Raw genomic sequence first — 23,615 nt, 5'->3', positions numbered from 1 at the left:
GGTGCTCAGAACAGTGCAAACGCGGAGTTGAAGAAGCGGCCCAGCCAGCCCATTGCATTGGACTGCGCAACCGCACCGCGGCCGCCATAGGCGATACGCGCGTCGGCGACCTTGCTGGAAGAAATGGTGTTGTCTGGAGCGATATCCGCCGCGCGCACCACGCCCTGGATCTGCACCAGCTCATCGCCCTGATTGAGGCGCAGGTTCTTCTGCCCCTGTATCACCAGGTTGCCGTTGGGCAGGCGCTGGATCACGGTGACGGTCACGCTGCCCTGCAGTCGATTGCTCTGCGCGCTGTTGCCCTTGCCGGCGAAGTCACGCTCCGACGAGGCCGATGCGCCGAGAATGTCCTTGCCTCCCAGCGTCACCGGCGCACCGAACAAGGTCGGAGTGCCAACGTCGATGTCGGACTTCTTGCTGATCGCGGTGCTGGCGGTGGTGGTGGCCATTGTGTTTTCAACCAGAGTGATCGTCAGCAGGTCACCGACGTCACGCGCACGCCTGTCGCCGTACAGATTCAAACCCGGGCCAGCGGCGTAGATCGCTCCGGCGGTAGGCGCTGCGGCTTGCACGACGATGGGCTGGATCGGCGCCATGGGTGCGTAGGGGCGCACGTCGCCGGCCAGCGTGCAGCCGCCAATCAAGGCAGTGCACAGGGCGATGGAAACTTGGCGCAGGAGTGGGGTGCTGCTCATGACGGTATCCCTTGGCGACCAATCAGACGTTGTTGTTGAGGTAGCCGAGCATCGAGTCGGTGGTGGAAATGGCCTTGGCATTCATTTCGTAGGCGCGCTGGGTTTCGATCATCGACACCAGCTCTTCGACCACGTTGACGTTGCTGCCTTCCAGCGCGCCCTGCACGACGGTACCCAGGCCGTTGAGGCCGGGCGTGCCGTTCTGTGCCGGGCCTGAAGCGGTGGTTTCCAGGTACAGGTTTTCACCCTTGGCCTGCAGGCCAGCCGGGTTGATGAAATCGGTGAGCGTCAACGAACCGATTTCGACGGAGGCGGCTTCGCCGGCCATCTTCACGCTGATGGTGCCGTCGGTGCCGATGGTCATCGATTGCGCGCCTTCCGGGATCTGGATGCCGGGCTGCACCGGGTAACCGCTGTTGGTCACCAGTTCACCCTGGGCATTGATCTGGAAGCTGCCATCGCGGGTATAGGCGGAGCTGCCGTCGGGCATCATCACTTCAAAGAAGCCACGGCCGTTGGCCATCACATCCAAGGCGCGGCCGGTCTGTTGCTGGCTGCCTTGTTCAAAATGCTTGGAAGTGGCGACCACACGTACACCGGTACCCAACTGCAGGCCGGTTGGCAGCTGTGTCTGCGCCGAGGACGAACCACCTGGCTGACGCACCTGTTGATACAACAGGTCCTCGAAGCTGGCGCGGTCGCGCTTGAATCCGGTGGTATTGGTGTTGGCCAGGTTGTTGGAGACAACCGACATACGTGTCTGCTGTGCATCCAAGCCGGTCTTGGCGACCCACAATGCCTGATTCATGATGCGATTCCTTGGTAACTGATACCGGCCGATTGGCCCTTGCCTGTGTCAATGCATGGGCCGTGCCAAAAGTGGTGTCGAAATATCGGCGGTGTTCGCGGAGTGGTTGGCGACGTGCGGATGGCGCCAAACGCATGACACCGGGCACGACTGCATCGGCCTGGGCTGAACAGGTCGGGGCGCGGGAGAGGGATGAACTGAAGTGAGGATGCTGGCAGCGGGGAATGCACCGCTGTGTATCGCATCGCGCGCCGCGCAGTGGCGCAGGCGCGCGCTATGTTTGTGCGACCAGTGGTTCCATCAGCCGTTCAGACGCAACAGGCTGTTGGCGCTGCGCGCGTTTTCGTCACCATGCTTGATGACCTTGACCTGCATTTCAAACTGGCGCTGCAACTGGATCATCTGTACCAGTGCACCGGCGGCATCGACATTGCTGGATTCGAGCATGCCGCTGTCCAGCGCCTTGCCTTGGCGCTGCACGAAAGGCTGCTGCGGATCGGTATTGCGCATCAAGCCATCAAGCCTGCGTTCCAGCTGTTCATTGGGCGCATCAACCACGCGCAGGCGGCCGATCATCGCCATCGTCTGCGGGCCTTCGCCCAGCGGAATGATTGACAAGGTGCCGTCGTGTCCGATCTCCATCGCCTGATGCGGCGGCACCGCGATTGGATTGCCGTTGTCATCCAGCACCGCATTGCCTTCGGCGGTGAGCAGCTGCCCGTTCGGCGTCAGCGACAAGGCGCCGCTGCGGGTATAGGCCTCGCTGCCATCGCTGGATTGCACGGCCAGCCAGCTGCCCGGCTGCAGGGAAAGATCCAAAGCATTGCCGGTGATCTGCTGCGCGCCGACGCGGCGGTTGAAGCCGGCGTCCACGTGCAGGGCATCCACCCGCGACGGAAAGCCCGGGCCCTGGATGCGGAACGCCTCCGTGTTGGCCAGTGCTTCCTTGAAGCCCGGGGTATCCGAGTTGGCCAAGTTGTGCGACACGGTGGCCTGCGCCTGCAGCGAGGCACGGGCACCGGTCATGGCAACGTAGAGGGCTTTGTCCATAAGGCTTGGGTTCGGAAGTAAAGAGGGGGGTGAAGCGCAGGGCGTGGTACGGAGGAATCCGTTGCACGCCTTAGGGGCGCATTACATCGGTGCAGCGTCGTGCGTGAGCGTGGCGCGACCGGTTGAGAGGCTGGCCACTGGCCAGCCATGCGCCGTCGCGCCCGCCTGGCTTACCTGATGTTGATGATGGTCTGGGTGATCTGGTCCTGCGTGGACACCATCTGCGAATTGGCCTGGAAATTGCGCTGGGCAACGATCATGTTGACCAGCTGCTCGGTCAGATCAACCGTTGAGGCTTCCAGCGAACCGGCCTGGATCTGGCCCAGATCCGAGGTATCCGGCGCGCCGGTACGCGGGTTGCCGGAGGAGAAGGTTTCAACCCACAGGTTATTGCCCTGGTTCTGCAGGCCCTGCGGGTTGTTGAAGGTGGTGAGCGCCACCTGGCCCAGTGCCTTGTCATCGCCATTGGAATAGCGTGCATACACCACGCCGTCCTCGGAGATGCTGATCTCATTGAGCTTGCCTGCGGCGTAGCCGTCCTGGCGGGTGTCGCGCATCGCGAACTTTTCGCCGTACTGGGTAGCGCCTGCGACATTCAAGGTCAGATTGACGACGCCCGCGCCGGTGCTCGGGGTGAACGGTGCCAGGGTGATGTCGCCGTTCGCCGGGTCGATCAAGGCACCGGCGTTGGAGAACTGCAGCATCGACGGTGCACCGGCGGGCTGGCCGTCGATGTAGTTGTGTACTTCCCACTCGTTGGCGGTGGCCGTCTTCACGAAGTACGAGGTCTGGGTGTGGCTGACACCCAACGAGTCGTAGACGGTGATGCCACCGGTGGAATGGTTGTAGGTGTTGGAATCGGTAGGGTCGAACGCCGTTACCGTCGGCACCGGCGCGTTGCCGGGCAGGGTGAATGCCAGGTTGACCAGGGTGCTCTGCTTGGGCGGGCTGTCGGTGGTGAGCAGCTGCAGATCGGTCAGCTGGCCATCGAAGCGGGTGCCATCGGCACTGGGGGCAAACACCTGCAGGCGTGCACCCTGCGGGTTCACCACGTAGCCGTTGTTGTCGGTCTGGAAGTTGCCGGCACGTGAGTAAACGCGCGAGCCGTTCATGTTCATGGTGAAAAAGCCCTCGCCGGCGACGGCCAGATCCAGGCTGCGCCCGGTCTGGTTGATGTTGCCCTGCGAGAACTGCTGCGCCACATTGCTAAGCCGCGCGCCCGAACCAATCGCGTTGCGTGACAGGCCATAGCTGGTGGCATTGAACAGATCGGCGAACTCGGCGCGCGATTCCTTGAAGCCGGTGGTGTTGACGTTGGCAATGTTGTTGGCGGTGACATTCAGATCAGCGTTGGCCGCATTGATGCCTGACAGTGAGACGTTGAAACCCATGGCGATACTCCTGGGAAATCGAAGAGGGGGCTCAGCTGACGCGGAGCACGTAGTCGAGCGGGGCAGTGCCCAGCCCCTTGAGATTCAGGTACAGGCCATCGGTTCCCACCGTCACGCTTTCCACTTCTGCCTGCACATAGGTGTTGAGCTTGCTCTGCGCGCCTGCGCTGTCGGTATGGGTAGCGGTGACGGTATAGCTGCCCGCCGGCATGCGCTTGCCATCGGCATTGGTGCCATCCCACTGGAAGGCGACCTCGCCAGCGGCGTCGGCTGGCACGGTCAACTGATTGACCTTCAAACCGTTGGCGTCGGTGATGTCGACCGTGACCGAGCCGGCCGATGGCGCCGCAACGGTGCCGCTGGTGCCACCTTCGGCCTCCAGAGCAACCTTGGTCGAGGGCACCATTACTTCATGGCCAACCAGAGCCGCGCCGCGTAGTACCTGGTCGCTGGCCATGGACTGCTGGAAGCCCTTCACCGAGGTATTCAGATCGGTGATGCCCTGCACGGTGGACAGCTGCGCCATCTGCGCCACCATCTGGCTGTTGTCCATTGGCTTGGTCGGGTCCTGATGCTGCAGCTGGGTGGTCATCAGCTTCAGGAAGTCGGCCTGGTCAAGTGCGCTTTTGTCCTTGGTTTTGGTGGCGCTGTTCGGGGCGGTAAGCCCGAGCGAACTGTAAAGATCGGAGTTGACGCTGGTGCTCATGTCGGCAAATTCCTGGGGGAGGGGGCTCAGCGGCCCATGGTCAGCGTGGCCAAGGCAAGCTCCTTGGCCGTGCTGAGCATTTCCACGCCGGCCTGGTAATTGCGCGAGGTGGAGATGAGGTTGACCATCTGCGCCACCGGATCGACGTCGGGCGAATACACGTAGCCCTCGCCATCGGCCAGCGGATGATTGGGTTCATAGCGTTTGATCGGCGGCGCATCACTCTGTGCGATCTCCTTGACCTGCACGCCGGTCAGGTTGGGATCGGTACGGCTGGTGACGGCCTGGAAGATCGGCTCCAACGGCTTGTAGACCGCCTGTGGCGAACCGGCGATGGAATCGGCGTTGGACAGGTTGGAGGCGATGGTGCTCATGCGCACCGACTGCGCTTTGAGCGCGGAGCCGGCGATATCAAAAATGGGCAGATTGCTCATGGCGCGTTTCCTTATTGACCGGTGATCGCGGTGAGCATGGTTTTCACCTTGGACTCGACGAAGCTGAGCGAGGCGCGATATTCCAGCGCGGCGCGGCCGTAGGCGGCGCGTTCGGTATCCGGATCAACGGTATTGCCGTCCAGGCTGGGCTGCGCACCCTCGCGCAGTATCTGGAACGGGTTGAGCCCAGCGCTGCCGCCGATCGCGTAATGCTGTTCGGCGGTGGTATTTAGCAGGCCATTGCCGCTGGTTGCGCCCTGTGCATTGCGCAGGGCAGCGTCGAAGTCCAGGTCGCGGGCCTTGTAGCCCGGCGTGTCGGCATTGCTCAGATTGCTGGCGATCAGCTTCATGCGCTGCTCGCGCAACGGCATCGCCTGCGCGTGGATGCCTAGGTAGTCGGAAAACAGGTTGGCCATGTGGAAGCTCCCACGGAACGTTGCCGGGGAAGCTGCAAAACCTGTGCCAGAACCGGATGGGATGCCGGGGCAGGCCGAGCCGTAGGAGCGGCGCAAGCCGCGAAGCTGGCGCCGCTTCAGCCCGCAAAGGGCCAACCCCTCCCCAGCCCTCCCCTTGGCCTTCGGCCAAAGGGAGGGAGCAAGAGCGGTAGTGCCGAGCCATGCTCGGCAGGGGCATTCCGGCCCTGAGGTAGTGCCGAGCCATGCTCGGCAGGGGCCTGCCCCGAGATGCTTATGCCGGCGGACGTGTCAGCACCGCCTCAGCAGACCTTTGAGCCGCACTACAGATCAGCTGTACGCGTACTGCGTCTCAGCCACATGCCGCAGCCGCTGCAGTACGAAGTCGGCCAGCTCATGCGGGCTGTATTTGGCCACGAAGGCATTGGCGCCAACCCGTTCCACCATGGCGTTGTTGAATACGCCCGACAGGGAGGTATGCAGCAGCACGTAAAGGCCGGCCAGCCCTGGGTGGCGGCGGATTTCCGTCGTAAGCGTATAGCCGTCCATGGCCGGCATCTCGATGTCGGAGATGACCATGGCGTAACGTTCGGCCGGATTTTCGCCTGCCGCATGGATCTGCAGCAGATGCTCCAGCGCCTGCTTGCCATCGGAAAGCAGGGTGGCGGTTACGCCCAGCTGATCCAGTACGCTGCGGATCTGTTGCCGTGCGACGCGCGAGTCATCCACCACCAGCACCTGCATCGGCGGGGCGTCGGCGGGAAGCGCCATGGACGGGTCCAGCACCGCCTCACTGCGGACCTGGGCAATGTCGGCGAGCACGCTTTCGACGTCGATCACCTGGATCAACTCACCCTGGAAGCGGGTAACGGCAGTCAGATAGGTCGATTCAGCGCCCAACTCCGGCGGCGGGTGGATGTCCTCCACCGCGATATTGACGATCCGCTCGACCCCGCTGACCAGGAAGCCCTGTACCGAGCGGTTGAACTCGGTCACTACCAGGTAGCCGGGCGCCGTATCGGCCTCGGGCTCGCGCTCGGGGTGGCCGATTGCCAGGCCAAGGTCCAGCACCGGTACCGAGCGGCCACGCACATCGGCCACGCCGGCAAACTGCGCGGGCAGCCCGGGAACCTGGAACAGGGCAGGGCGGCGCAGTACTTCCTGCACCTTGAAGACGTTCACGCCAAAAAGCTGACGGCCGCCAAGGCGGAACAGCAGCAGGGCAAGGCGGTTATGGCCGGCCAGCCGGGTGCGCTGGTCAATTCGGTTGAGCAGGTCTTGTGACATGGTTGCTGTATCGGCGGCAGGGGCCGACAACTTGAGTGCTGGTGACCGGTCGCAATGGCACGGCACTTGCAACGCTGCCTGCGAACCTTTTCAAAGACCGGGTGGCTGCCGCTGATGCGCTTACTCCTTTCCTTCTGCCTGTTGCTGCCTGCGTGGGCCTGGGCGGCAGCCTTCCAGCCCGTGGATACGATCCGTGCGGCGGCGCTGGCGACGCTGGCTGCCGGTGAGAGTGGCGAGGCGCAGGTGGATGCCAACCTGCGTCTGCCCGCCTGCACACAGCCGTTGCAGGCCAAGGCCACGGCCAATACCACGGTGGAGGTGGCCTGCCCGCAGGCCGGTGGCTGGCGCCTGTTCGTGCCGGTCAAAGTCCGGCGGGAGCAGCAGGTGCTGGTCCTGAGCCGTGGCGTGGCGGCTGGAGAAGTGCTGGCAGCGGCCGATATAAGCAGCGTAAAACGTGACACCGCACGGCTGGCCGGCGCCGTGCTGCTCAAGCCAGAAGCTGCAGTGGGGCGGGTGGCGCGGCGCGCATTGAGCGCCGGCAGCCTGCTCTCGGCGACCGACCTGGTGGCGCCGCGTACGGTCCGCCGCGGCGATAATGTGGCGCTGGTTTCACGCCGGGGCGGGGTTGAGGTACGCATGGCTGGGCGGGCGCTGGGGGATGCGGGCGAGGGCGAGCGGGTCTCGGTCGAGAACCTGTCTTCACGCCGGGTAATGCAAGGTACCGCCACCCCGGGCGGGGATGTACTTGTAAGTCGATAAATCGCTAAAGATCCGCCCGGCACTGCCGTTATCGTTTTTGAACCGAATCAGGACTCCATCACATGAGCCAGAAAATCGACGGTGGTATTGCAGCCGCAGCGCAGCTGCGCAGCGTGGCGATCAACACCAAGGTGGCCGCCGCAGGCGACGCCAAGCCCAAGCCGGTTGAGGCTGCCGACAGCGTGCGCCTGACTGGCGAAGCTACCCAGCTGCAGGCCGTGCAGCGCGAGCTCAGTGCCGCCCCGGCAATTGACCAGGCCCGCGTGCAGGCTGTACGCGAGGCGCTGGAGAACGGCAGCTACAAGATCAATCCCGATGCCATCGCCACCCGCATGCTGGGCCTGGACCAGCAGTTGCAGGGATGAACCTGAGCATGGGCGACCCGTTGCAGCGCTTGAGTGAAGCGCTGGACCGCGAGCAGCGTGCCCTCGCCGAGCACGACGTGCCTGCGCTGGTTGCGGCCACCGGCAGGAAGCTGGACGCCCTGCGCGAGCTGGAGCGGCAGCCGCCGTTGCACCAGGCCGAGCGGCTCAAGGAGCTGGCCGAACGCAATCATGCCAACGGCGTATTGCTTGCGCGCCGCCGCCGTGAGGTCAACTGGGCCCTGCGTCAGCTTGGTCGCAGTGAGAACGCACCGGCCTACGATGCCAAGGGCCAGGCTCAGACGGTCCATTCGCGGCGGCCCCTGGCCGTCGCCTGAGCTGTGGGAAAGGCGGCACCAGTGCCGCTACCGGATGCACGCATCCGGCTATAGTGGCGGTCCGTTCCTACGTTGTATCGGCCGCCGTGACCCAGATCGACAGCTCCATTCTCCTGCCCACCCCCTCGTCTGCCACGTTGAGGGCACTGGGCGAGCGGGTCCAGCAGGGCATGTTGGTATTCAACGGCAAATTCGAGGTAAGTGTCGCCAACGGCCTCGTGCGCGAGCTGTTCGGCGTCGATACCGGCGGCAGCCTTGATCTTGGCCGCCAGCTGGAAGCCCTGCTGCCGCCGTACGCCATGTCGCAGGCGCGTGAGACAGGCAGCTGGATCGGCAGCCTGCCGATCGGGGAGCGGGTCATTACCCTGCACCTGCATCAACACAGTGATGCGGGCGGGGAAGCATTCCTGGCCCTGTTCCAGCATATTGATGGCCCGGAAGACTACGAGCGCGAGTTGCAGCAGCGCCATGCCGAGCTGCGCCAGGCCTATCTGCGCTTGAACGGCACCCAGGAAAAACTGCTGCAGTCGGAGAAGATGGCCTCCATCGGCCAGCTGGCGGCGGGCGTGGCGCACGAGATCAACAATCCCATCGGCTACGTCCACTCCAACCTGGGCAGCCTGCAGGAATATCTGCGCAGCCTGTTCACCGTGATCGAAGCCTATGAGCGGGCCTTGCGGGCGCCGGATCCCAAAGCGTTGATCCCTGAAATCGACGATATCCGCGACCGGCTGGACATTGATTTCATCAGCCGCGACCTGCCACAGCTGATGGCCGAATCGCGCGAAGGCATCGAGCGGGTTACCCGGATCGTGCGCGATCTCAAGGATTTCTCGTATTCCGGGCGCGATGAGTCATGGAAGCTGGTCGACCTGCATGCCGGGCTTGAATCGACCATCAACATCATCTGGAACGAGCTCAAGTACAAGGTCACGCTGGAGCGCCGATACGGCGAGCTGCCGATGATTGAATGCCTGCCCTCGGAGTTGAACCAGGTCTACATGAACCTGCTGCTCAACGCCGGCCATGCGATTGCCGATCGCGGCAATATCGTGGTCAGCACCGGCGTCAACGGCGATGAAGTCTGGGTCGAGTTCAAGGACAACGGCGCAGGCATTTCGCCGGAATTGCGCCAGCGCATCTTCGATCCCTTCTTCACCACCAAGCCTGTAGGCAGTGGCACCGGGCTGGGCCTGTCGATCTCCTACGGCATCATCAACAAGCACCACGGCCGCATTGATCTGGAAAGCACGGTGGGCGAAGGCTCCTGCTTCCGCATTGTGCTGCCTACCCGGCAGCCGAAGTAAGCCGCTGGTCTTGTGGGAGCGGCGTCAGCCGCGAAGCTGGCGCCGTGTCCGTGGATGCGGCGTCTGCAATTTCACGGGCCCTTTTGGGTAGCTCTGCCGCAGCACCCGGAATACGGGCACTGCGGCATCAGTGGCTTCGCGGCTTACGCCGCTCCCACAAGCGCTGACAGGGCGCTGCGTTAGGCCTGCGAGGCGCTCACACCTTGTTTCTCGTCATGGGTACGGAAGGCCTGGCGGATGTGTTCGCGCAGGTCGTCGTCGTTCCATGGTTTGGTCAGGAAACGGTAGATTGCGCCGCGGTTGATCGCGTCGGTGACGGTGTTGAGGTCGGTATAGCCGGACAGCACCAGGCGGATGGTGTCGGGGTAGAGCATCTTCACCCGGCCCAGGAACTCGGTGCCGCTCATGTCGCTCATGCGCTGATCGGACAGGATCACCTGCACATCGTTGATCGCCAGCAGGTCAAAGGCGTCACGCACATTGCCAGCCGCCAGGATGCGGTAGCCGTCGCGGCGGAACAGGCGCACCAGCGAGCGCAGCACGTTTTCCTCGTCATCAAGCAGCAACAAGGTGCGGTCGGGGCGGGTTTCCGCGAACGCTTCCGGGCGCAGGTAACGGCGGCGCAGGGTCATGCCGGCGGCGTCGACCGACATCGGTTCGCCAAACAGATAGCCCTGGAATACATCGCAGTCATTGCGTCGCAGGAACCCCAATTGCGCCTGTGACTCCACGCCATTGGCAATGACCGTCATGCCGAGTTGGTGGCCCATGGCGATGATGGCGCGACTGATCGCCGCCTCACGGTTGGCGGCAGGGGCGCTCTTGATGAAGCTGCGGTCGATCTTGAGCTTGTCCACCGGGTAGCGGACCAGCGCACTCAAGCTGGAGTCGCCGGTACCGAAATTGTCCAGGCACAGGCTGATGCCTTCGTTGCGCAGGTTGGCCAACGTTTCATGGACGAAGTTGACGTTGTTGGTCAACGCGCTTTCGTTGATTTCCAAGGTCAGCATGCGCGCCGGCACGCCGATGGACTGCAGCATCGCCATCACTTCGGTGAAGAAGTTCGGCCGCAGCAACTGCAGCGTGGAGACGTTGACCGCCACGTTGAAATCTTCAAAGCCCTGGTCGCGCCATACCTTGGCTTGGCGCAGGGTCATTTCCAGCACCCAGGCACCGATCTGCACAATGATGCCCAGGCGTTCGGCGGTGCGCATGAAACGCTCGGGTACCAGCATGCCGAGGGTAGGGGACTGCCAGCGCAGCAGCGCTTCCATGCCCATGACGTGGCCATCGCGGGCGCTGACCAGCGGCTGGTAGCGCAGGCGCAGCTCGCCGTTGTCGATGGCATCCACCAGCTGACGCGAGATGATGCTCTCACTGTGGGCGCTGCTGGGTTTGTGCAGCACGTGCACATGCACGGCATTGCCGCCTTCGCGGCCGGCCTGGTGCAGGGCATCCTCGGCCAGGTCCAGCACGCCGGTTGCGGTATTGGAATGTTCCGGGCACAGGCCGACGCCAATCTTGGCGGTAAGGAACAGGGTGTACGGCAATACGGACAGCGGCAGTTCGATCTGCTGGCGCACCTGCTCGGCGAAGTCCTCCGGTGACTGGGTCTGGCTGGTACGCGGTACCGCGATCAGGAATTCATCGCTGCCATGCCGCCACAGCCTGCCGCGGTCGCCAATGAAGCCGCGCAGGCGTTCGGCAATCAACACCAGGGCCTGGTCGCCGACTTCGGCGCTCATGTTTTCGTTGACCGAGGCGAAGTGGTCGATATCCAGGTGCAGCAGCATCAACGAGGTGCCGGTGCGGTTGGCTGCGTCCACCAGGGTTGCCAGCTCCGGATTGCCAGCGCCCAGACGAGCGGGTCGCGCGTCGCCGCGGTCACCGGAAGAGGCAGGGTTGGCAGTCCACATCGGGCGGGGTCCTTGGGGCATCACGGTGCGGTTACCGCATAGGGTAGACGTAGATCAATCCGGGTGCCTGCACCCGGTGCGGTTTCAATATGCAGGCTGCCGCCGGCACTCTGCGCACGTTCGCGCATGACGATCATGCCCAGACCACGCGGGCCGGCCGGATCAAAGCCTTCGCCATCGTCCACCACCTGCAGGTGCAGATCGCCCTGGCTGCTGTCACGCAGCGACAGCGATACCTGGCTTGCACAGGCGTGACGCAATGCGTTGGTCAGGCTCTCCTGGGCAATACGGAAGCAGGCCTGTTCCACCTCGTTGCTGGGCCGTCGCGGCAAAGCGCTCACGTCCAGCAGCAGCTCCACATCGGTGGAGCGGAACAGCAGACCTGCCTGCCAGCGCAGCGCTGCTTCCAGGCCCAGCGCATCGAGTTGCGGTGGGCGCAGCAGCATCGACAGGTTGCGCAGCTTGATCACCGTGGTGTCGGCCAACTCGATGATCTGGTCGATATCGTCCTGCCGGCGGGCCGTATTGTCCTCGTCGCGGGCTGCACAGGCGGCCAGCTTCATCGCGGTGATGGCCTGGCCGATGTCGTCATGCAGGTCGCGTGAGATCGAGCGGCGTTCGTCTTCCTGCAATGAGAACAGTCGCCCAGCCATGGCCTGCAGCTCGCCATTGCTGGCTGCCAGGGCAGCGCGGCCATGTTCCAGTTCGCTCAGGTCGCGGATCACAAACAGCTGGCAGGCGCGGCCGGCGTATTGGAGTTGCTGGGTGATGACCACGGCATGGAAGGGCTCGCCGCCAATCCGGCACAGCTGCACTGGCACTTCACTGTTGTCTGCAGTGGGCGCATGCGCGCCCAGGTTTGCCAGCAGTGGCGTGGCATTGTCGGCGTGGCCATCACCTATGCCCAGAATGCTGCTGGCGGCAGGATTGGCATAAAGAACGGTATTGCCATCGGCAATCATCACGCCATCGGGCAGAAGCGCCGCGAGTTGTTCGAACTCGTGCGGCGGGCGCTGCGGCGCGGTACGTAATGCGCTCATCGCGCAGAGTCGCCAAGCCAACGCCGACAACGACAGGCAAAGAGTGAGCGTGATAACCGTCACAAATTTCAGCTGCAACGCGGCAGCGCCGCTGCCCATCAGCAGCACGCCGGCCATGGCAAAGGTCAGTACAAGGGTCAGGCCAAGCAGCCAGAACAAGCCAGAGCGCCGCAGCGGGAGCGGTGCAGGCACGGGCGCAGAGTCAGCGGGGGCCGGATCGGCTTGCATGATGGGTGGGGATTTGGAGCGAGCGTCGGCGTCATCTTAGCCGCTTGTGCACAATGCGCGCGACGAAGTGCTCAATTCTGCCGACGCGGTGCCGTTATCGATTGAGTCCCCGGTTTGTCGGGCATGGAGATAGAGCGCGTGGATCGCGGCGTCATAGCTAGCCTGCTTCGTCACCCGTTGAACGCAGCCGTCGTGCTGCTGGATACGGATGGGCAGCCATTGGCTGCCAATGCCATGGCCCGCGAGCTGGGCCTGCCCGAACGCCTGTCACGTTATTGCCAGCAATTGACTGGCGCACGCCAGCAACTCGCCCACCAGGACGCTGTGGCGTGCCCATTGCCTGGCGAGGGCAGCCGGCTCGAAGGCTGGCTCAGCAGCGTGCAATCACCTGCGGCTGCACCGCTGGGCTATCTGTACTCGGTGGCCAGTGACACCGAGGCACGCAATGCCCGTTGGACCATCGCGATGCAGTCGGCAGGTCATAGCCTGTGGGACTGGGATATCGTCGGCGATGCGATTTCCCGCACCGCACCGGCACACAACAACTCGCCCGTACCAACAGGTATGGGGTTGCTCGATGAGGTCCACCCCGAGGATCAACTGCAATTGCGGCAGGCCATTGCCGCCCACCTGCACGACCCGCAGGTACCGTTCGCCTGCCAGTTCCGGCTGCGTCAGGCCGATGGCAGCTGGCATTGGGTACTCGATCGTGGGCAGGTCATCACCCGTGCCGGCGACGGCCAGCCGTTGCGCATGGTCGGCACCTATACCGACATCCAGCAGCAAAAATCATTGGAAGACGAGTTGCGGTCGCAGCAGGCCTTGTTGCAGCGGGCACAGCGCGTCGCTGGCATGGGCAGCTGGGTATGGGAACCACAGCGCGGTCGCGTGCAGTGGTCTGACGAATTTGCCGCCGCCATTGGATGGGGCGACGCCGCATTGCCCAATGGTCGCCAATGGCTGCGCATCCTTACCAATGAAGCACGCAGGCATTTGTTTGGCAGCTGGCGGCGCCTGCTCGATGATGCGGCCGGCGGCAGTTTCGACCTGACCTGGGGCAGGGACCCGGTGACCCAGCAGCAGCTGCGCATCTGGGTGGAACTGGATTACGACAGTGCGGGCGTGTTGCAGCGGGTGCTGGGCCAGGTCCAGAACATCAGCAACCAACGTCGCACCGATGCCTTGATCCGCTGGCGCACCGAGCTGCTCAACCGCGTATCGGCGTTGGGCCGCATCGGCGGTTGCGAGATCGAAGTGGATACGCGGGCGATGCAGTGGACCGAGGAGTGCTATCGCATCCACGGCCTGCGCAAAGCGCCGGTCACGCTCGACCAGGCGCTGGACCTGTATACCCCCGATTCGCGCGACGGCTTTGAAGCAGCGCTGCTGCGCATTGCCGAAGGCGGGCTGCCCGAACAGCTCGACCTGTGTTTCTACCGCCCCTCGGGGCAACGGGTGTGGGTGCAGGTATTGATCGAACTGGATCAGCGCGAAGGCCTGCCCGAGCGCTACGTGGTTCTATTCCGCGATATCACCCGCGAACGCGAAGCCGACGAACGCCTGGAATTGTTGGCCCATTACGACCTGTTGACCGGTCTGCCCAACCGCATGCTGCTGCGCGAGCAGGGCTCGGAGGCCATCATCGAGGCGCGTGAACGTGGCGCCATCCTGGCGATGCTGTTCATTGATCTGGATGGCTTTAAAACCATCAATGACACCTTTGGCCATGCCACCGGCGACATGTTGTTGAAAGCGGCCGCGGCACGCCTGCACCAGAACCTGCGCAATGCCGACCTGTTTGCCCGTTTCAATGGCGATGAGTTCATCGTCATCCTGCGCAATCTGGTGGAACCCGAAGACGCAGGGCACGTCGCGCGCAAGTTGATCGCATCGCTGGCCGAGCCGTTGTACCGCGAGGACGCGACCTTGAAGGTCGGTGCCAGCGTCGGCATCGCACTGCTGGACGAGGGCCGCAGCGATTTCGACAGCCTGCTGCGTGCCGCCGATGCGGCCATGCATGCAGCCAAGGAAGCGGGACGCAATACCTACCAGTACTACAGCCAGGACGCGCTGGCGCGCACGCAGCGCCGGGTCGAGATCGAGCATGCGCTGCACGGCGCGGTCGAGCGCGACGAGTTCAGTCTGGTCTACCAGCCGCTGGTGCATGCCAACGGCGACCCGGTGCCGTCCATCGAAGCCTTGCTGCGCTGGAACAGCGGCCGTATCGGCTCCTGCAACCCGGCCGAGTTCATCCCCATCGCCGAAAAGTGCGGCGAAATCATCCATATCGGCGATTGGGTGCTGCAGGAGGTCTGCCGTCAGGCAGTGGTCTGGCAGCAGTCGGGCCTGCAGTTCGATCGCGTGGCGGTCAATGTCTCGGCACTACAGTTGCGTGACCGCGGCTTTGCCGAGCGGGTTGTCAGTATCTGTCAGCAATCCGGCTGGCCCGCGCAGCGGCTGGAGCTGGAATTGACCGAATCGGCCTTGATCCGCGATACCGACGCGCTGCGGCAGTGCTTTGATGTGTTCGAGCAACATGGCATCCCCCTGGCCGTGGACGACTTCGGCACCGGCTTCTCCAACCTGCACTACCTCAATCGGTTCCCGGTGCAGAGGCTGAAAATCGACCGTAGTTTCGTGCAGGGAATGCTGCACGATGCCGGTACTGCCGAGGTTACCCAGGCCATCGTGCATCTTGGCCATGCGCTGGGCATGCGGGTGGTGGCCGAGGGCGTGGAAACCCCTGCCGAAGCGGCGATGCTGATCCAGCAGGGTTGCGATGAGTTGCAGGGCTATCTGTTCTCGCGGCCGCTGCGGCCGCGCGAGATGGTGCAGTGGCTGCGCAGTGGCCCGGGCGAGTTGCTTGAGCTACCGAATCTTGGCTCCATCGCGACGATCAGCGCTACCCACTGATCGTCGGCAAAGCCAACAACCAAGCCTGGCTGCATGAACTGCAGCCGGGCTTTTTGCATGTCTTTCTGGTTGTATTTCTGTTTGGATGTAGGAGCGGCGTAATCCGCGAAGCTGGCATTGATGGGATTGCTGGCAGGTCAGCATATGACGATCTCTGTGCTTCGCGGCTTACGCCGCTCCTACAAGATAACCATGGTGTGCTGACATGTGGCCCGGGAAAGGCCGCAGAACATCAGCTCTGTGCTGCTTCTGCATTGACCTGGGCCAGCGTGTTCATAGCATGTAGGAGCGGCGTAAGCCGCGAAGCCGGGGTTGCTGAGAGGTCAGCATCCGACGATCTCTGTGCTTCGCGGCTTACGCCGCTCCTACAAGAGATTCTTGGTGCGCAAAGATATGTGGCCCGGCCAAGCGCTGCCAGGGATTTTTCAGGGAACGGACAGGTCCCAGTCGATACAGGTTGTCAGCCAATCGGCGTCTTCGACTTGGTCGGGGCGCTGGGATTGGTCGCGCCGTGCACGCAGCTCCAGCAGCTCCTGCTGTGCATGCTGTTCAAGCAGCGCGAGTTGTTCGCGTCGGCTCAACGAGACGCCGTTGGCGGCTGTAGGAAGAGGCATGGCGTCATCAGCCTGCGGTGCTGGCTCGGCGTTGCTGTTGGCGGAGGAACGAAGTGTCAGCATATATCAGCGTGGTTGCAGCAACGGCAAAGCCCCGGCCAAGGACCGGGGCTCGGATGCAGAACGGATGCGGGTGAACTCAGAACAACTCCACCGTGCCTGCGCCCATGCTCTGCTGCGACACCGGCTTGTGTGGCGGACGCTCCCACTCCACGCGCATTTCGCGCAGGCGGCTGCCGGTGCGTTGCAGGGCGGTGATCATCTCGCCGTCAAACACGCCGCCATTGCGATGCAGCAGTTCCTGCAGGGCGACCGCTTCGCGGTTGATTGCACCCAGGCGGTCAAGATGGGTATGCACGCCGCCCAATGCCTGGGTGGCGATGTCCTCGAACTGCAGGGCGCGCACGGCTTCTGCGACGCTGCCGTCGATGGCCCGGCCGCACTCGGAAATCTCACGCATGCCATCGCCCAGCGAGGCGTTGATCGCTGCCACGCTGTCCAGCATCGCGGCAGCTTCCGAACGCGCCTCACGTGACCGGTCCATATCGCGCGAGGCCATGTGGGTGACGGTTTCGCGCACCTTGGCAATGGCGTCCTTGGAGCTGTGGGCCAGCTTGCGGATCTGCTCGTTGAAGGTGGTTGAGCGCTCGGACAGGTTGCGGACTTCGTCAGCCACCACCGCGAAGCCACGACCGGCTTCACCGGCACGCGCTGCTTCAATGGCGGCGTTCAAGGCCAGCAGGTTGGTCTGGTCGGCAATCGACTTGACGTCTTCAAGCAGGGCAAAAATGCCATCCAGGTGCTGCGCCATCTGATCGATGTGCTGCACGGTGTTGCTGCTCTGGCCGCTGACCTGTTCCAGCGCTTCCACCAGCTGTTCCATCTGATGGCTGGCGTTCTGGGCGAAACGTGCCACGTCGACGCCGCTACCGCCTTCATCGCCGGCACGGTCGACAATGCGGGCCAACGCCTGGCTCTGCTGACGCGACTTGCGGCTCATCGCATCGAAGCTGCCACCCAGGCCGCCGACGGCCTGCCGGATCAGCTCGCGGGCGCGTTCGATCTCGCTGCGCGAGCCGTCGATCTCGTTGCCGACGAAGCTGCGCAGTTCATTGAGCAGCTGGTCCTGCTCCTTCAGCACCTTGGCGTGTTCGGGCGAGCGCTGGGCTTGCGTATGCACGCTCCACCAGGCAAACACCAGCCAGCTCAGCACCATGGTGGTCAAAATCGCCCACAGCGCTGCCGAAGGCCAGGACAGGGCAGCAGCGACCACGACCAGAAGGGTGAGGACCAGCGGGGCTGCCAAACGGATTGCAATACGTGAATACATGGACGTTCTCGGGAGAGTCACGAATGCAGTATCGGCAGTAGCCGGGGGGTCTTTAGCCCGCTGCGGTGAATCCCGGAGGTTTTGCGATGCAGGGCCCGCGCGCCTGCTGGCGGCGGGCCGGCATGTTTCAGCGCAGGCGGCGCTCGATGGCTTCGAGCATGGCCTTGCGGGAGAACAGGAAATCCCAATAGGCACCGCCCAGCTGGCGCCACAACACCGCCGAACGCACCGCTGCCAGCAGCAGCGCACGGATTTCCGAGACCACCATCGCCTGGCCCAGGTAGTGCGGATTGCCCTGCACCATGATCCGCGGCTTGAGCTGGCTGATGGTGTCGGCGTACAGCGCGCCCATTGCACTGAGTACGTCCGGATGACTGCAGTCGCCACGCTCCTGGGCAATGGCGGCGCCGCGCTGGATGCCGGCCTCGACCTTGTCGACGGTGGCGCCTTCACGCACGAAGCGGCGTTCCAGCTGCATCACCGACAGCGCCAGCCGCGGCAGCAGGTCATCCTTGCCCTGGTTGCGGAAGTAGTCACGCAGCAGGCGCAGGCCGGGCTCCACCTGGGTGGCGCTGCCGTACACGGCCGCCGGCGAGGTGGCGTCAATACGCAGCACGCTGTCCATCGCGGTGCGCACGATGGCACTTTCAGAATGGCCGGTTTCGGCGATGCGGCGCACCTGCTGCAGGGCCTGGGCAATGCCGGCCAAGGCGAGTACGCGGTCGTCGATTGAAAAAGTCATGGTCATCTCTCAAGGGGTAACAGGAGCCGCCAGGCGGCGCTCCAAAGGTGCATCGGTTGCGGCGATCACCGCGCCGCCCAGGCATTCCATACCGTCGTACAGGACCAGCGATTGGCCCGGGGTGACGGCACGTTGCGGGCGCGCGAAACGCACGTCCAGAGTGCCATCATCGCGCACCGTCACCGTGCAGGCCTCGTCCGGCTGCCGGTAGCGGGTCTGCGCGGTGCATTCAAACTGGCGCGCGGGCGGGCTGCCGGCAATCCAGTGCATGCTTTCGCTGCGCAGCCACTGCGACTGCAGCCAAGGGCTGTCGTGGCCCTGGTCGACGTACAGGATGTTGCGGGCAACGTCCTTGCCCACCACGAACCAGGGCGCCGCAGGGCGCCCGCGCACGCCGCCGATGTTCAGGCCTTCGCGCTGGCCCAGGGTGAAATAGAACACGCCGGGGTGGCGGGCAATGACCTGGCCATCGGGGTCCTGGATCTCACCTTCGCGGGCCGGCAGGTACTGGCCCAGGAATTCGCGGAAATCGCGTTCGCCGATGAAGCAGATGCCGGTGGAGTCCTTCTTGGCATGAGTCGGCAGGCCGGCCTCACGGGCGATGCGGCGCAGCTCGCTCTTCTCCATGTGGCCAATCGGGAACAGGGTGGCCGCAAGCTGGGCCTGCCCGAGTTGATGCAGGAAATAGCTCTGGTCCTTGCCGCGGTCGGCGCCGCGCAACAGCCGCCAGCGGCCAGCGGACTGGTCCACCTGGGCGTAGTGGCCGGTAGCGATGCGCTCGGCGCCCAGCTCGCGGGCGGCATCCAGGAAGTGCTTGAACTTGACCTCGCGGTTGCACAGCACGTCCGGGTTGGGCGTGCGGCCGGCGGCGTACTCGGCCAGGAAGTGCTCGAACACGCCCTGCCAGTACTCCGTCGAGAAATCGCGGAAGTGGAAGGGGATGTCGAGGCGGCCGCAGACGGCCACCGCATCGCGACGGTCATCCTCGGCACGGCAATGGCCGCTGCCATCGTCAGCCCAGTTCTGCATGAACAGGCCGGCAACATCCAGGCCTTGCTGGACCAGGGTGAGCGCGGCCACCGACGAGTCCACCCCGCCGGATACGCCCACCACGATATTCGGATTACTCACGGTGCCACCTGTCGCACGATGGAAAGCGGGTAACGCTGCCCGGCCAACCAGTCGGAAATCGTGTGCCAGACCAGCGGGCTGCGCAGCCGCGCCATGTCAGCCTGCAAGGCCACCGGGCTCATCCACAGCGCCTGCACGATGCCCACATCGAGTGCTTGTTCGGGATGGTGCTGCAGCGGCTCGGCGGCGAAGGCGAAGCGAAGGAACGGCGTGCCATCGCCCGCCGTCCACTGATAGGTGCCAATGAAGCCGGTGAGATGCACATCCCAGCCGGTTTCCTCGCGGGTTTCACGCACCGCCGCCTCGAGCAGGCTTTCGCCCGGCTCCAGATGGCCTGCCGGCTGGTTCAATACCCGCCGGCCGCCTTTTTCTTCTTCCACCAGCAGCAGCTGCCCGGCGCGGGAGACCACGGTGGCCACGGTCACATGTGGCGCCCATCGCTGGGACTGCAAAGCATTCACGCTCAGTACTCGTCCTTCGACGTCATTTCCAGTTCGATCGCGTCGGCGCTCTTGGCGGCCGCATCGATGGCATCGGAAACGACTTCGGAACTGGCGTTGGCGTCCACCTTGACCACGAACATGGCCACATCGCCCTGCTTCACCCAGCCGCCGAGCTTGGAATCGTTGGAGTCTTCCAGCAGGCGGTTGGCGACCAGCGCCGGGAACTGCGGGCTGCTGGACTTGTAGCCCGGCGACCAGATTTCGCGAACATTGTGGCTGCCATAGGTTTCGACATTGGAACGCACGAACACCAGCTGGGTACGGTCGTCATCCATTTCAAAGACCAGCTGGTAGTCGCCGTCGCTGTCCACCTCGTACTTGTACTTGAGGGTATCCAGGACGCGGCCGACGGCGGCGTCCGGCTCACCGGCGAACGCGCTGCCAGCGGCGGCGGTAGCCAGGGCCAGCAAGGCGATGCTGATTACAGACTTCTTCATGTTTTCCCCTATGCAAGGTTGGTTAGCCTGCAAATTGTGCGGGGGCAGGGGGGGCTGCGTCCAATGGTCAGAGGCCAGCCACACAGACCGGCTATAATTGGATGATGTCCCAGAAGACCCAACACGATAGCGAACATGGCCTGCTGGTCGCCCCCGGCAAGCCCGAGGTTGCGCCCCCGCCGCAGTACCAGGTGATGCTGCTCAATGACGACTACACCCCGATGGACTTCGTGGTGACAGTGCTGCAGAGCTTTTTTTCCATGGACATGGACAAGGCCACCCAGGTGATGCTGCACGTCCATACCCGTGGCCGCGGCATCTGTGGCGTCTATACCCGCGAGGTGGCCGAGACCAAGGTCGCGCAGGTCAACGAGTTCTCGCGGATGAACCAACACCCGCTGATGTGCACGATGGAGCGGGCGTGAGCCTGCTGCCGGCGCCTGCAGGCTGCCGGCCGCCGCGTCAGGGTTGCCCCCTGTCTACCGCACAGCGGCGGTATCTGCGATAAAACAGCTGTGTTGCCGCCTATCGGGTTCACCGGCAGTGGAACGATTCGTCCTGCAGATTGTCTACAAGATGGGTAACAAGCCCGTTCTGGCGTCGAAACTGAATGCCGAATTCACGACGATGGCAGTTTTGTAGCCATTGCTGACGCAGCGTCTACATCTTCGTGGTTAGGGTGCTGGAAAAAGCGATGCAAGGCCGCATATTGTCTCCAACCGCAACCGGAGTGCCTTATGTTCAGTAAAGACCTCGAGCAGACCATTGGTCAGTGCTACAAGCGCGCCCGGGAGGCCCGTCACGAGTACATGACGGTTGAACATCTACTGCTGGCCTTGTTGGAGAACGCCTCCGCGCAGGCCGTGCTCAAGGCATGTGGCGCCGACGTGGAGCGCCTGGGGCGGGAGCTGGAGAAGGCGATCAACGCCTCGGTCTCGCTGTTGGCCGAAGACGACGGGCGCGACACGCAGCCTACGCTGGGCTTCCAGCGCGTATTGCAGCGCGCCGTCTACCACGTGCAGTCCTCGGGCAAGAAGGAGGTCACCGGTGCCAACGTGCTGGTGGCGATCTTCGGCGAGAAGGAATCGCATGCGGTCTACTACCTCAATCAGCAGGATGTGACCCGGCTGGATGTCGTCAATTACCTGTCCCATGGGGTGGGTAAGTCCGGCGAAGACCCTGAGATGTCCTCACCGCTGGAAGGCGAGGGCCGTGCCGAAGGTGCCGATGGCGAAGGCAAGGGCGATTCGCTCGCCGAGTTCGCCAGCAATCTCAACGAATTGGCCAAGGCGGGGCGGATCGACCCGCTGGTCGGCCGCCGTGACGAGATTGAACGCACCATCCAGGTACTGTGCCGCCGCCGCAAGAACAACCCGCTGTACGTGGGCGAGGCCGGCGTGGGCAAAACCGCCATCGCCGAAGGCCTGGCCAAGCGCATCGTCGATGGCGAAGTGCCCGACGTACTGGCCGATGCGGTGATCTATTCGCTGGACCTGGGCGCGCTGGTAGCGGGCACCAAGTACCGTGGCGACTTCGAAAAGCGCTTGAAGGGCGTGATTACCTCGCTGAAGAAGATCCCCAATTCGGTGCTGTTCATCGATGAAATCCACACCATCATCGGCGCCGGCTCGGCCTCCGGTGGCACCATGGATGCGTCCAACCTGATCAAGCCGGCACTTGCCTCGGGCGAGCTGCGCTGCATCGGCTCGACCACCTTCCAGGAATACCGCGGCATCTTCGAGAAGGATCGTGCACTGGCGCGGCGCTTCCAGAAGATCGACATCGTCGAGCCGACCGTTGGCGAGGCCTACGAGATCCTCAAGGGCCTGCGCCCCAAGTACGAAGCCCACCACAGCGTCACCTATGCCGACGATGCCTTGCAGGCGGCGGTGGACCTGTCGGTCAAGCATATCGCCGACCGTCTGTTGCCGGACAAGGCCATCGACGTGATCGACGAGGCCGGTGCGCGCCAGCGCCTGTTGCCGGAAGGCCAGCGCAAGGAGCGCATCGATATCGAGGAAATCGAAACCATCGTTGCCAAGATGGCGCGGATCCCGGCCAAGCAGGTCACTGCCAGTGACAAGGATGTGCTGCAGCACCTGGAGCGCAACCTGAAAATGGTGATCTTCGGCCAGGACCAGGGCATTGAATCGCTGACCTCGGCGATCAAGCTGTCGCGTTCGGGGCTGGCCAGCCCGGACAAGCCGATCGGCAACTTCCTGTTTGCCGGCCCCACCGGTGTCGGCAAGACCGAGGTGACCCGGCAGCTGGCGCTGCAGCTCGGCATCGAGCTGGTGCGTTTTGACATGTCCGAGTACATGGAGCCGCATTCGATCAGCCGCTTGATTGGTGCCCCTCCGGGCTATGTCGGCTTCGACCAGGGCGGCCTGCTGACCGAAAAAGTCGTCAAGACCCCGCACTGCGTGCTGTTGCTGGACGAGGTTGAGAAGGCGCACCCGGACATCTTCAACATCCTGTTGCAGGTGATGGACCGCGGCGTGCTCACCGATACCAACGGCCGTGAAGCCAACTTCAAGAACGTGATCCTGGTGATGACCACCAATGCCGGTGCCACCCAGGCGGCGCGTCGTTCGATTGGTTTCACCAAGCAGAACCACGCCACCGACGCGATGGAAGTGATCCGCAAGAGCTTCACCCCGGAGTTCCGCAACCGCCTGGATGCGGTGGTGCAGTTCCAGCCGCTGGGCTTCAGCCACATCCTGCGGGTGGTGGACAAGTTCCTGATCGAGCTGGAGATGCTGCTGCAGGACAAGCATGTGTCGCTGTCGGCTACCCCGGCTGCACGCGAGTGGCTGGCCCAGCACGGCTTCGACGCGGACATGGGTGCGCGCCCGATGCACCGGGTGATCCAGGACAAGGTGAAGCGCCCATTGGCCGACGAGCTGCTGTTCGGCAAATTGGCCAACGGCGGCAAGGTCAGCATCGATGTCCGCGACGGCGAACTGATCGTGGAAACCGAGTCCGAGCCGGAACACCTGCTGCCAGCAACGGTGTAAACCCGCTCGTGTGGGAGCGGCGTGAGCCGCGAAGCTCGGCCGCTGTCCGTACATACAAACCCCGCATCGAAAGGTGCGGGGTTTTGTTTTGCGCGGCCCTTCCGGCAGGGCAGAGGTTCCATGTAGTGGGCGGCCCAGGGCGCGCATGGGGGGGACGGGGCAGCCGCAGCGCCCCCAGGGGGGGGCGCGCCCGG

At 63.8% G+C, this 23,615-nt stretch carries 22 protein-coding genes and 1 pseudogene; 7 read left to right on the top strand and 16 right to left on the bottom strand.

Annotation, left to right across the window (positions count from 1 at the left end; all coding sequences use genetic code 11):
* Positions 1 to 5: 5 nt before the first annotated feature.
* From flgH to ACVOKO_RS17050, 8 genes are all read right to left on the bottom strand, one after another.
* Positions 6 to 695 (bottom strand): flagellar basal body L-ring protein FlgH, encoded by a 690-nt coding sequence (flgH, locus tag ACVOKO_RS17085; RefSeq protein WP_346500133.1) that lies wholly within the window; start codon positions 693 to 695, stop codon positions 6 to 8.
* A 22-nt stretch (positions 696 to 717) separates the two neighbouring features.
* Positions 718 to 1,503: a flagellar basal-body rod protein FlgG gene (flgG, locus tag ACVOKO_RS17080; protein WP_057628083.1), complete on the bottom strand. Its 786-nt coding sequence runs from the start codon at positions 1,501 to 1,503 to the stop codon at positions 718 to 720.
* Positions 1,504 to 1,803: 300 nt separating this feature from the next.
* The gene (locus ACVOKO_RS17075; RefSeq protein ID WP_346500130.1) at positions 1,804 to 2,553 is read right to left on the bottom strand and encodes a flagellar basal body rod protein FlgF; all 750 of its coding nucleotides are present in this window, start codon (positions 2,551 to 2,553) and stop codon (positions 1,804 to 1,806) included.
* Between the two features lie 170 nt (positions 2,554 to 2,723).
* The gene (flgE, locus tag ACVOKO_RS17070; RefSeq protein ID WP_346500127.1) at positions 2,724 to 3,944 is read right to left on the bottom strand and encodes a flagellar hook protein FlgE; all 1,221 of its coding nucleotides are present in this window, start codon (positions 3,942 to 3,944) and stop codon (positions 2,724 to 2,726) included.
* Between the two features lie 31 nt (positions 3,945 to 3,975).
* On the bottom strand, positions 3,976 to 4,650 hold the full coding sequence (locus ACVOKO_RS17065; protein WP_346500125.1) for a flagellar hook capping FlgD N-terminal domain-containing protein: 675 nt from the start codon (positions 4,648 to 4,650) through the stop codon (positions 3,976 to 3,978).
* A gap of 26 nt (positions 4,651 to 4,676) precedes the next feature.
* Positions 4,677 to 5,084 (bottom strand): flagellar basal body rod protein FlgC, encoded by a 408-nt coding sequence (flgC, locus tag ACVOKO_RS17060; protein ID WP_346500122.1) that lies wholly within the window; start codon positions 5,082 to 5,084, stop codon positions 4,677 to 4,679.
* A gap of 11 nt (positions 5,085 to 5,095) precedes the next feature.
* On the bottom strand, positions 5,096 to 5,500 hold the full coding sequence (flgB, locus tag ACVOKO_RS17055) for a flagellar basal body rod protein FlgB (RefSeq protein ID WP_057628074.1): 405 nt from the start codon (positions 5,498 to 5,500) through the stop codon (positions 5,096 to 5,098).
* Between the two features lie 327 nt (positions 5,501 to 5,827).
* Positions 5,828 to 6,784, bottom strand: a complete 957-nt coding sequence (locus tag ACVOKO_RS17050) for a chemotaxis protein (protein WP_346500119.1) — start codon at positions 6,782 to 6,784, stop codon at positions 5,828 to 5,830.
* A 114-nt stretch (positions 6,785 to 6,898) separates the two neighbouring features.
* Here ACVOKO_RS17050 and flgA point away from each other — a divergent pair, with 114 nt between their 5' ends.
* The 4 genes from flgA (at position 6,899) to ACVOKO_RS17030 (ending at position 9,550) form a co-directional block, all read left to right on the top strand.
* Positions 6,899 to 7,543 (top strand): flagellar basal body P-ring formation chaperone FlgA, encoded by a 645-nt coding sequence (gene flgA / locus ACVOKO_RS17045; protein ID WP_346500117.1) that lies wholly within the window; start codon positions 6,899 to 6,901, stop codon positions 7,541 to 7,543.
* A gap of 62 nt (positions 7,544 to 7,605) precedes the next feature.
* Entirely contained in the window at positions 7,606 to 7,908 is a 303-nt protein-coding gene (flgM, locus tag ACVOKO_RS17040) for a flagellar biosynthesis anti-sigma factor FlgM (RefSeq protein WP_346500115.1), read from the top strand.
* 2 nt (positions 7,909 to 7,910) lie between these two features.
* A complete protein-coding gene (locus tag ACVOKO_RS17035) occupies positions 7,911 to 8,243 on the top strand; it encodes a flagellar protein FlgN (protein ID WP_481558684.1) in 333 nt (110 codons plus the stop codon).
* A gap of 86 nt (positions 8,244 to 8,329) precedes the next feature.
* The gene (locus ACVOKO_RS17030) at positions 8,330 to 9,550 is read left to right on the top strand and encodes an ATP-binding protein (RefSeq protein ID WP_430980807.1); all 1,221 of its coding nucleotides are present in this window, start codon (positions 8,330 to 8,332) and stop codon (positions 9,548 to 9,550) included.
* A gap of 179 nt (positions 9,551 to 9,729) precedes the next feature.
* Here the strand turns inward: ACVOKO_RS17030 and ACVOKO_RS17025 are convergent, their stop codons facing one another.
* Positions 9,730 to 11,466, bottom strand: coding sequence for an EAL domain-containing protein (locus ACVOKO_RS17025; RefSeq protein WP_346500112.1), 1,737 nt, complete (start codon positions 11,464 to 11,466; stop codon positions 9,730 to 9,732).
* 20 nt (positions 11,467 to 11,486) lie between these two features.
* A pseudogene (locus tag ACVOKO_RS17020) lies at positions 11,487 to 12,467 on the bottom strand (sensor histidine kinase); the annotation flags it as partial.
* Between the two features lie 405 nt (positions 12,468 to 12,872).
* Here ACVOKO_RS17020 and ACVOKO_RS17015 point away from each other — a divergent pair.
* Positions 12,873 to 15,647: a bifunctional diguanylate cyclase/phosphodiesterase gene (locus ACVOKO_RS17015; protein ID WP_346500144.1), complete on the top strand. Its 2,775-nt coding sequence runs from the start codon at positions 12,873 to 12,875 to the stop codon at positions 15,645 to 15,647.
* A gap of 425 nt (positions 15,648 to 16,072) precedes the next feature.
* Here ACVOKO_RS17015 and ACVOKO_RS17010 read toward each other — a convergent pair whose 3' ends face one another.
* The 6 genes from ACVOKO_RS17010 to ACVOKO_RS16985 all read right to left on the bottom strand — a co-directional run bounded on the left by ACVOKO_RS17010 (position 16,073) and on the right by ACVOKO_RS16985 (position 20,404).
* Complete coding sequence (locus tag ACVOKO_RS17010) at positions 16,073 to 16,261, bottom strand: hypothetical protein (protein ID WP_346500110.1); 189 nt, start codon at positions 16,259 to 16,261, stop codon at positions 16,073 to 16,075.
* Between the two features lie 139 nt (positions 16,262 to 16,400).
* Positions 16,401 to 17,591, bottom strand: a complete 1,191-nt coding sequence (locus tag ACVOKO_RS17005; RefSeq protein ID WP_346500108.1) for a methyl-accepting chemotaxis protein — start codon at positions 17,589 to 17,591, stop codon at positions 16,401 to 16,403.
* A 127-nt stretch (positions 17,592 to 17,718) separates the two neighbouring features.
* Positions 17,719 to 18,333: a high frequency lysogenization protein HflD gene (gene hflD, locus ACVOKO_RS17000; RefSeq protein WP_346500105.1), complete on the bottom strand. Its 615-nt coding sequence runs from the start codon at positions 18,331 to 18,333 to the stop codon at positions 17,719 to 17,721.
* A 9-nt stretch (positions 18,334 to 18,342) separates the two neighbouring features.
* The gene (gene mnmA, locus ACVOKO_RS16995; RefSeq protein ID WP_346500103.1) at positions 18,343 to 19,464 is read right to left on the bottom strand and encodes a tRNA 2-thiouridine(34) synthase MnmA; all 1,122 of its coding nucleotides are present in this window, start codon (positions 19,462 to 19,464) and stop codon (positions 18,343 to 18,345) included.
* A complete protein-coding gene (locus ACVOKO_RS16990) occupies positions 19,461 to 19,925 on the bottom strand; it encodes an NUDIX hydrolase (protein WP_346500101.1) in 465 nt (154 codons plus the stop codon). The genes mnmA and ACVOKO_RS16990 overlap by 4 nt, the downstream gene beginning before the upstream one ends.
* Before the next feature lie 2 nt (positions 19,926 to 19,927).
* Positions 19,928 to 20,404, bottom strand: a complete 477-nt coding sequence (locus tag ACVOKO_RS16985; RefSeq protein ID WP_346500099.1) for a type III secretion system chaperone family protein — start codon at positions 20,402 to 20,404, stop codon at positions 19,928 to 19,930.
* 104 nt (positions 20,405 to 20,508) lie between these two features.
* Here ACVOKO_RS16985 and clpS point away from each other — a divergent pair, with 104 nt between their 5' ends.
* Positions 20,509 to 20,829 carry an ATP-dependent Clp protease adapter ClpS gene (gene clpS, locus ACVOKO_RS16980; RefSeq protein WP_282272346.1) on the top strand — a complete coding sequence of 107 codons (321 nt, stop codon included), beginning with the start codon at positions 20,509 to 20,511 and terminating at the stop codon, positions 20,827 to 20,829.
* A gap of 312 nt (positions 20,830 to 21,141) precedes the next feature.
* Entirely contained in the window at positions 21,142 to 23,421 is a 2,280-nt protein-coding gene (gene clpA, locus ACVOKO_RS16975; protein ID WP_346500097.1) for an ATP-dependent Clp protease ATP-binding subunit ClpA, read from the top strand.
* Positions 23,422 to 23,615: the final 194 nt, after the last annotated feature.

The sequence above is a fragment of the Stenotrophomonas sp. STEN240 genome, assembly GCF_056756175.1.
Note: the sequence above shows the minus strand (reverse complement) of the source record. Positions and strands in the feature narration are given on the sequence as shown.